The following is a 6731-nucleotide window of genomic DNA, read 5'->3' on the forward strand; positions in this document are numbered from 1 at the left end:
ACGGATGATGTCGACTGATGCACCGCGATCGCGAGCAGGCTCACTCCTACAAGGGGCTGGGTGAACACACGTTTGTCCGAAATTCAGAAGTCCTTGGCCGATACCGCTCCGTCCCTTTCCCTAGACTCTGCCCATCACTTATCGCGGCGGAGTTCCCCCCATGAACTACCTCATTTCTCTGACCATTGGCCTGGGCGTCGGCCTGCTCTACGGCGCGCTCGATTTCCGTTCTCCGGCACCGCCGGCCATCGCGCTGGTCGGTCTGCTCGGCATGTTGGCCGGTGAGCAGTTGTGGCCGATGGGCCGGCAACTGGTCGCTGGCTGGTTGTCCTGAATTTCCCTTTTTTCACGGTGGATGTGCCCATGCAAGCGTTGCAATTCGATCAGACCGGCGACCTGTCTTCCCTGCGTTTCGTCGACGTGCCGACCCCGGTGCCCGGCGTCGATGAAGTGCTGGTGCAGATCAAGGCTGCGGGCCTCAATCCCAGCGATGTGAAAAACGTCCTCGGTCGTTTCCCTTACACCACTTTGCCGCGGGTACCGGGACGGGATTTTGCCGGGGTGGTGGTCGAGGGACCGCAAGCGTTGATCGGTCAGGAAGTCTGGGGCACCGGGCGCGAGCTGGGTTTCTTCGCCGACGGCGCCCATGCGCAATTCGTCAAACTGCCGGCCAATGGCGTGGCGCACAAACCGGCGCATCTGAGTTTCGCCCAGGCCGCCAGCCTCGGCGTGCCGTACACCACGGCGTGGGATGCGCTGGAACGCAGCCTGGTCAGCGCTGACACGCGCTTGCTGGTGATCGGCGGCGGGGCGGTGGCGACGGCGGCATTGGACTTGGCGAAAGTGCGCGGCGCGCAGTTGCTGGCCGCCGCGCGCCGGCCCGAGCAGGTGGCGGATTTGCAGAAGCAGGGCTATCAGACGATTCAACTGGACAAGCCTGACGACCTGGGTGCGCAGGTCAACGCGGTGTACCGCGGCGGCGCCGATGTGATCTTCGACACCACCGGTTTCTGGCTGCCGGCCTCGGTCGCCGCACTGGCCACCTTCGGCCGCATCGCCATCATCGCCGCCCCGGTCGACGGCCACGTGCAACTGCCGGCGCTGGCGCTGTATCGCAAGGGCGGCTCGGTGGTCGGGATCAACTCGTTGCTGTACGGCGTCGAAGAATGCGCGGCGATGCTTGAGCAGTTCGGGCGGTTCTTCGACGAAGATCGCTTGCCGCTGCCGCAGGGCCTGGTGGAAGTGCCGCTGGCGGAAGGGTTGGCGCGTTATGCAGAGGTCAATCAGGGTGGCGGCGACAAGATCATTTTGCTGCCCTGACGCCCATTCCCACACACACGGAACCCATGTAGGAGTGAGCCTGCTCGCGATGGCGATATATCAGTGAAACATTCGCCGACTGACACACCGCTTTCGCGAGCAGGCTCGCTCCCACAATGGGTTCCAGGGTGAAAGTCTCCACCTGCACCGGCTCTGCTAGAATCCGCCCCATTCATTGCCAGAGACTCTCCCATGAGCGAGCCGATTCGTCTGACCCAATACAGCCATGGCGCCGGTTGTGGCTGCAAGATTTCTCCACAGGTGCTGGAAGTGATCCTCGCCGGCAGCGGCGCACAGAACCTCGATCCCAAGCTCTGGGTCGGCAACGCGTCGCGCGATGACGCTGCGGTGTATGAGATCGATGCCGAGCGCGGTGTGGTGTCGACCACCGATTTCTTCATGCCGATTGTCGATGACCCGTTCGACTTCGGCCGCATCGCCGCGACCAACGCGATCAGCGATATCTACGCGATGGGTGGCGATCCGTTGATGGCGATTGCGATCCTCGGCTGGCCGGTGAACGTGCTGGCGCCGGAAGTGGCGCGGGAAGTGATTCGTGGCGGTCGCTCGGTGTGTGACGCCGCAGGCATACCGTTGGCGGGGGGGCATTCGATCGATGCGCCGGAGCCGATTTTCGGTCTTGCCGTTACCGGTCTGGTGGAAAAGCGCCACATGAAGCGCAACGACACCGCCACCGCCGGTTGCCTGTTGTATCTGACCAAACCGCTGGGCATCGGCATCCTCACTACCGCAGAAAAGAAGGGCAAATTGCGCGCCGCCGACGTCGGTGTCGCCCGTGACTGGATGTGTACCCTGAACAAGCCCGGCAGCCGTTTCGGCAAGCTCGCCGGCGTTACGGCGATGACCGACGTTACCGGTTTCGGCCTGCTCGGGCATCTGGTGGAAATGGCCGACGGCAGCCAGTTGACCGCGCGCATCGCCTACGACCGCGTGCCGCGTCTGGACAGCGTCGAGTACTACCTCGATCAAGGTTGTGTGCCGGGCGGTACGCTGCGCAATTTCGACAGCTATTCGAGCAAGGTCGGGCGCGTGCAGGAACTGCACAAGCGCGTGCTGTGCGATCCGCAAACCAGTGGCGGTCTGCTGATTGCGGTCACGCCCGAGGGCAATGAAGAGTTCCTCGGCGTTGCTGCCGAAATGGGGCTGAACCTTGAGCCGATCGGCGAACTGGTCGAGCGACAGACGAACGCAGTCGAGGTGATCTGATGCTCCGCGACTGCACTGACTACCGCGATATTTTCCTCAACGACCGGCCAATGATGGATGTCCGTGCGCCGGTTGAATTTTCCCACGGCGCGTTCCCGGGTGTGATCAATCAGCCGCTGATGAACGACCGTGAGCGCGAACAGGTCGGCACCTGTTACAAACAGCACGGGCAGCAAGCCGCGATTGCTCTGGGTGAGCGGCTGGTGTCGGCCGAGGTTCGGGAGGCACGCATCCAGGGCTGGGTCGAATTCGCCCGTAACCACCCCGACGGCTATCTCTATTGTTTCCGCGGTGGTCTGCGTTCACAGATCGTCCAGCAATGGATCAAGGACGAAGGTGGCATCGATTACCCGCGTGTGGGCGGTGGCTACAAGGCCATGCGCACGTTCCTCCTGGAAACGGTCGATCAGGCTGTGGCCGAATGCGATCTGGTTCTGCTCGGTGGCATGACCGGTACTGGCAAGACCGAAGTGCTGGTGCAGTTGAGCAATGGTCTGGATCTGGAAGGCCACGCCAATCACCGCGGTTCGAGTTTTGGCAAGCGCGCCACCGGGCAACCGGGCAACATCGATTTCGAGAATCGCCTGGCTGTCGATGTGCTGAAAAAGCGCGCCCGCGGGATCGGGCAATTTGTCCTGGAAGACGAGAGTCGGGTGGTCGGCAGCTGTGCCTTGCCGTTGCCGCTGTACCGGGGAATGCAAGCGGCACCGCTGGTCTGGCTTGAAGACAGCCTTGAGAATCGGGTCGAGCGAATCCTCCAGGATTACGTGATTGACCTGCACGCCGAGTTCGTCGCGTTGCATGGCGAGCAGGTGGGTTTCGCCCTATATGCCGAGCGATTGATTGCCAGCCTGAACAATATTCAGCGTCGCCTGGGTGGCGAGCGCTATCAACGACTGTACGGTCAGATGGAGGCGGCACTGGCCGAACAGGCCCGGAGCGGTTCGGTCGAGCTGTTTCGCGATTGGACAAGCGTGTTGCTGCGTGAGTACTACGACCCGATGTATGTGTTCCAGCGCGAGAAGAAGGGCGGGCGGATCGAGTTCGCCGGGGAGCGTCAGGCGGTGATCGAGTATTTGCGCGAGCGGGTGAATCAGAGGATTTAGCGTCGGTTGTACCGGCCTCATCGCGAGCAGGCTCACTCCTACAGGTGGAACGCGTTCCAAATGTAGGAGTGAGCCTGCTCGCGATAGGGCCAGGTCAGGCGATACTAAACTCAGGTCGGGCAAGTGTCCTTGCCATTATCCAGTCCCTGCTTGTAGCTATGGCTCTGCAGACTGGCCTTGCCGTTGTGCCACTTCAGGGTGAGCACGTACAGCGAGTCGAAGTCATCTCCAGCCCAGTCATCGGTGATCTTCTGCCGCTCGCCCACCGCATTGCCGGCGACTTTGTTGATCAGCTCCGGCAGATAGCCGTGTGACCAGGCGGTGTAGATCGTCGAGTTGTGGTATTTCTCGTCGAGCAGTTCGCGGGCCAGATCGCTGGTGTCGTTGGCGGAGAACTCGATGTTCACCGGCAGGCCAAGCTTGATCGCGGCCGGGCTGATGGTCATCAGCGGGCGAATGTAGCTGTAGGAGTTATCCAGCTCGCCTTCTTCAACGTTGCGTGTCGGGTTGGCGGCGAACACGTAGTCGGCCTTGCCGAATTTTTCCGGCAGCAGTGTCGACAGATCGATGGCGCGGTTCAGGCCCTGGCAGTTGAGCTGGCCTAAGCCACCTTCGGGTTTTTCCGCATGACGCAGGAACACCAGGGTCTGCGTGCCGTCCGCCGGTTGCGCGCGGCTTTCACTGGATTCGAGGGACAGAAAGAGCGCACTGACTGCCAGCAGGGAGGGCAGGGCGACGTACGCGCGATGTTTGAAACGTTTGGCGAAACTCATCAGGTTCGTCATCAATTCGAAGATTCTTCAGCAAAATCGGTTAAGGCTGACAAACCTTGGCACCGCGGGCTCCCAGCACCGGGTGTTTCCCTGTCGTGAACAGCTTCCTCTGCGAGAAAGGCATAGCTCAGAGTCCTGTAATGCCCGTTTGGTTCGATCCGGGCCAGTGCGCAGCACTCTAACGGCAACCTTTGCGGGCATGCAGGCAGGTTAGCGACAGGATGTTACGGTTCGTGTAGGCGCCAACCCGGGCCTACATTATGATCGGCTTTCAATTTGTGACTGGATGCTTCCAATGACCGATCTGTCTGCATTCCCGATTACTCAGAAATGGCCGGCGCAGTACCCGGACTGGATTCAGCTCTACTCCCTGCCGACCCCCAACGGCGTCAAAGTGTCGATCATGCTCGAAGAGATCGGCCTGCCGTACGAGCCGCACCGCATCGGCTTCGACACCAACGACCAGACCTCGGCGGAGTTTCTCTCGCTGAACCCGAACAACAAGATCCCGGCGATCCTCGACCCGCATGGCCCGGAAGATCAGCCGCTGCCGCTGTTCGAATCCGGCGCGATCCTGATTTATCTGGCCGACAAGAGCGGCCAGTTGCTCGCTCAGGAAGGCGCGCTGCGCTACGAGACCATTCAATGGCTGATGTGGCAGATGGGCGGCATCGGCCCGATGTTCGGCCAGCTCGGTTTCTTCAACAAATTCGCTGGCAAGGATTACGAGGACAAGCGCCCGCGTGACCGCTATGTCGAGGAGAGCAAACGCCTGTTGAACGTGCTCAACACCCGCCTTGAAGGCCGCGACTGGATCATGGGCGAGCGCTACACCATTGCCGATATCGCCACGTTCCCGTGGGTGCGCAATCTGCTCGGCTTCTATGAGGCAGGGGATCTGGTCGGGATTCAGAATTTCCCCAACGTCACCCGGGTGCTGGAGCGGTTCCTCGCTCGCCCGGCAGTCATCCGCGGCCTGACCATTCCTTCCTGACGCACTGCGTTTCCTTTTGTAGGAGTGAGCCTGCTCGCGATAGCGGTGTATCAGTGGAGAAATTTATGTCTGACACACTGCTATCGCGAGCAGGCTCACTCCTACAGGGGATTTGTTGCGTTTTATCGATTATTGCAAGCCCGGTAACGCTCTCTTGGCCGATCCAGGTTTGTCCCGCACCCGCCGCAAGGCATAAGCTGCGCCCCCTACGACTTTCGTCTCATCCGCTGTTTTCAGGAAAGGCCCCATGTCCAGTCAGTTCCCCGAAGCACGTCCCCGCCGTCTGCGCCGCAATGCGAGCCTGCGCAGTCTGTTCCAGGAAACCGAATTCAGCCTCAACGATCTGGTGCTGCCGATATTCGTCGAGGAAGAGATCGACGACTTCGTGCCGATCACCAGCATGCCCGGCGTGCAGCGCATCCCCGAGCGCAAACTGGCCAGTGAAATCGAGCGCTATGCCCGTGCCGGGATCAAGTCGGTGATGACCTTTGGCGTGTCCCATCATCTCGACGCCAACGGCAGCGACACCTGGCGCGAAGACGGCCTGGTCTCGCGCATGTCGCGCATCGCCAAGGATGCCGTGCCGGAAATGATCGTGATGTCCGACACCTGCTTCTGCGAGTACACCGACCACGGCCATTGCGGTGTGATGCACAACCACGAAGTCGACAACGACCAGACCCTGATCAATCTTGGCAAGCAAGCCGTGGCCGCCGCTCGCGCCGGGGCTGACGTAATCGCACCGTCGGCAGCAATGGATGGCCAGGTGCGCGCGATTCGCCAGGCACTGGACGCGGCCGGCTTCACGCAGATTCCGATCATGGCCTACTCGACCAAATTCGCTTCTGCGCTGTACGGTCCGTTCCGCGAGGCCGGCGGCAGCGCGCTCAAGGGTGATCGCAAGAGCTATCAGATGAACCCGATGAATCGTCGCGAAGCCCTGCGCGAATCGCTGCTCGATGAGCAGGAAGGCGCGGATGCGCTGATGGTAAAACCGGCTGGCGCCTACCTCGATATCATCCGCGACATTCGTCAGGCCTCGAACCTGCCATTGGCGGCGTATCAGGTCAGCGGCGAGTACGCGATGATCAAGTTCGGCGCCCAGGCCGGGGCGATCGATGAAGATCGCGTGGTGCGCGAAAGCCTTGGCGCCATCAAGCGTGCGGGCGCGGATCTGATCTTCACTTACTTTGCGATGGATCTGGCACTGGCCGGGATCTAAGCCCAGCACAAATCCAGACTGTAGGAGTGAGCCTGCTCGCGATAGCGGTGTGTCAGACATGAATTTTCTCGACTGACACAACGCTATCG

7 protein-coding genes are annotated in these 6731 nt (G+C 61.1%); 6 read left to right on the plus strand and 1 reads right to left on the minus strand.

Annotated elements, in window-relative coordinates; translation table 11 throughout:
• Positions 1-160 precede the first annotated feature (160 nt).
• The 4 genes from DCO47_RS24865 (at position 161) to mnmH (ending at position 3653) form a co-directional block, all read left to right on the plus strand.
• Complete coding sequence (locus tag DCO47_RS24865) at positions 161-334, plus strand: DUF1427 family protein (protein ID WP_080902507.1); 174 nt, start codon at positions 161-163, stop codon at positions 332-334.
• 29 nt (positions 335-363) lie between these two features.
• Positions 364-1320, plus strand: coding sequence for a zinc-binding alcohol dehydrogenase family protein (locus DCO47_RS24870; RefSeq protein ID WP_116659137.1), 957 nt, complete (start codon positions 364-366; stop codon positions 1318-1320).
• A gap of 192 nt (positions 1321-1512) precedes the next feature.
• On the plus strand, positions 1513-2547 hold the full coding sequence (gene selD / locus DCO47_RS24875; RefSeq protein ID WP_116659138.1) for a selenide, water dikinase SelD: 1035 nt from the start codon (positions 1513-1515) through the stop codon (positions 2545-2547).
• On the plus strand, positions 2547-3653 hold the full coding sequence (gene mnmH / locus DCO47_RS24880) for a tRNA 2-selenouridine(34) synthase MnmH (RefSeq protein WP_065615968.1): 1107 nt from the start codon (positions 2547-2549) through the stop codon (positions 3651-3653). Before selD ends, mnmH begins: the two co-directional genes overlap by 1 nt.
• Positions 3654-3763: 110 nt before the next feature.
• Here mnmH and DCO47_RS24885 read toward each other — a convergent pair whose 3' ends face one another.
• Positions 3764-4438: a hypothetical protein gene (locus DCO47_RS24885; RefSeq protein ID WP_039763430.1), complete on the minus strand. Its 675-nt coding sequence runs from the start codon at positions 4436-4438 to the stop codon at positions 3764-3766.
• A gap of 283 nt (positions 4439-4721) precedes the next feature.
• On the opposite strand from DCO47_RS24885, the gene DCO47_RS24890 reads away from it, so the two are divergent.
• Both DCO47_RS24890 and hemB read left to right on the plus strand, forming a co-directional pair.
• On the plus strand, positions 4722-5420 hold the full coding sequence (locus tag DCO47_RS24890) for a glutathione binding-like protein (protein WP_116659139.1): 699 nt from the start codon (positions 4722-4724) through the stop codon (positions 5418-5420).
• 247 nt (positions 5421-5667) lie between these two features.
• The gene (gene hemB / locus DCO47_RS24900) at positions 5668-6642 is read left to right on the plus strand and encodes a porphobilinogen synthase (protein ID WP_042609118.1); all 975 of its coding nucleotides are present in this window, start codon (positions 5668-5670) and stop codon (positions 6640-6642) included.
• The last annotated feature ends 89 nt before the right edge of the window (positions 6643-6731 follow it).

Origin of the sequence: Pseudomonas sp. NDM (assembly GCF_003105095.1) — a bacterium.
In the GTDB taxonomy this organism is placed as follows: Bacteria; Pseudomonadota; Gammaproteobacteria; order Pseudomonadales; family Pseudomonadaceae; genus Aquipseudomonas; species Aquipseudomonas moraviensis_A.

Excerpts from the sequence above, each read along its gene's own strand:
- DCO47_RS24865 (WP_080902507.1), top strand. The coding sequence starts at position 161 with ATGAACTACCTCATTTCTCTGACCATTGGCCTGGGCGTCGGCCTGCTC.
- DCO47_RS24870 (WP_116659137.1), top strand. The coding sequence starts at position 364 with ATGCAAGCGTTGCAATTCGATCAGACCGGCGACCTGTCTTCCCTGCGT.
- selD (WP_116659138.1), top strand. The coding sequence starts at position 1,513 with ATGAGCGAGCCGATTCGTCTGACCCAATACAGCCATGGCGCCGGTTGT.
- mnmH (WP_065615968.1), top strand. The coding sequence starts at position 2,547 with ATGCTCCGCGACTGCACTGACTACCGCGATATTTTCCTCAACGACCGG.
- DCO47_RS24885 (WP_039763430.1), bottom strand. The coding sequence starts at position 4,438 with ATGACGAACCTGATGAGTTTCGCCAAACGTTTCAAACATCGCGCGTAC.
- DCO47_RS24890 (WP_116659139.1), top strand. The coding sequence starts at position 4,722 with ATGACCGATCTGTCTGCATTCCCGATTACTCAGAAATGGCCGGCGCAG.
- hemB (WP_042609118.1), top strand. The coding sequence starts at position 5,668 with ATGTCCAGTCAGTTCCCCGAAGCACGTCCCCGCCGTCTGCGCCGCAAT.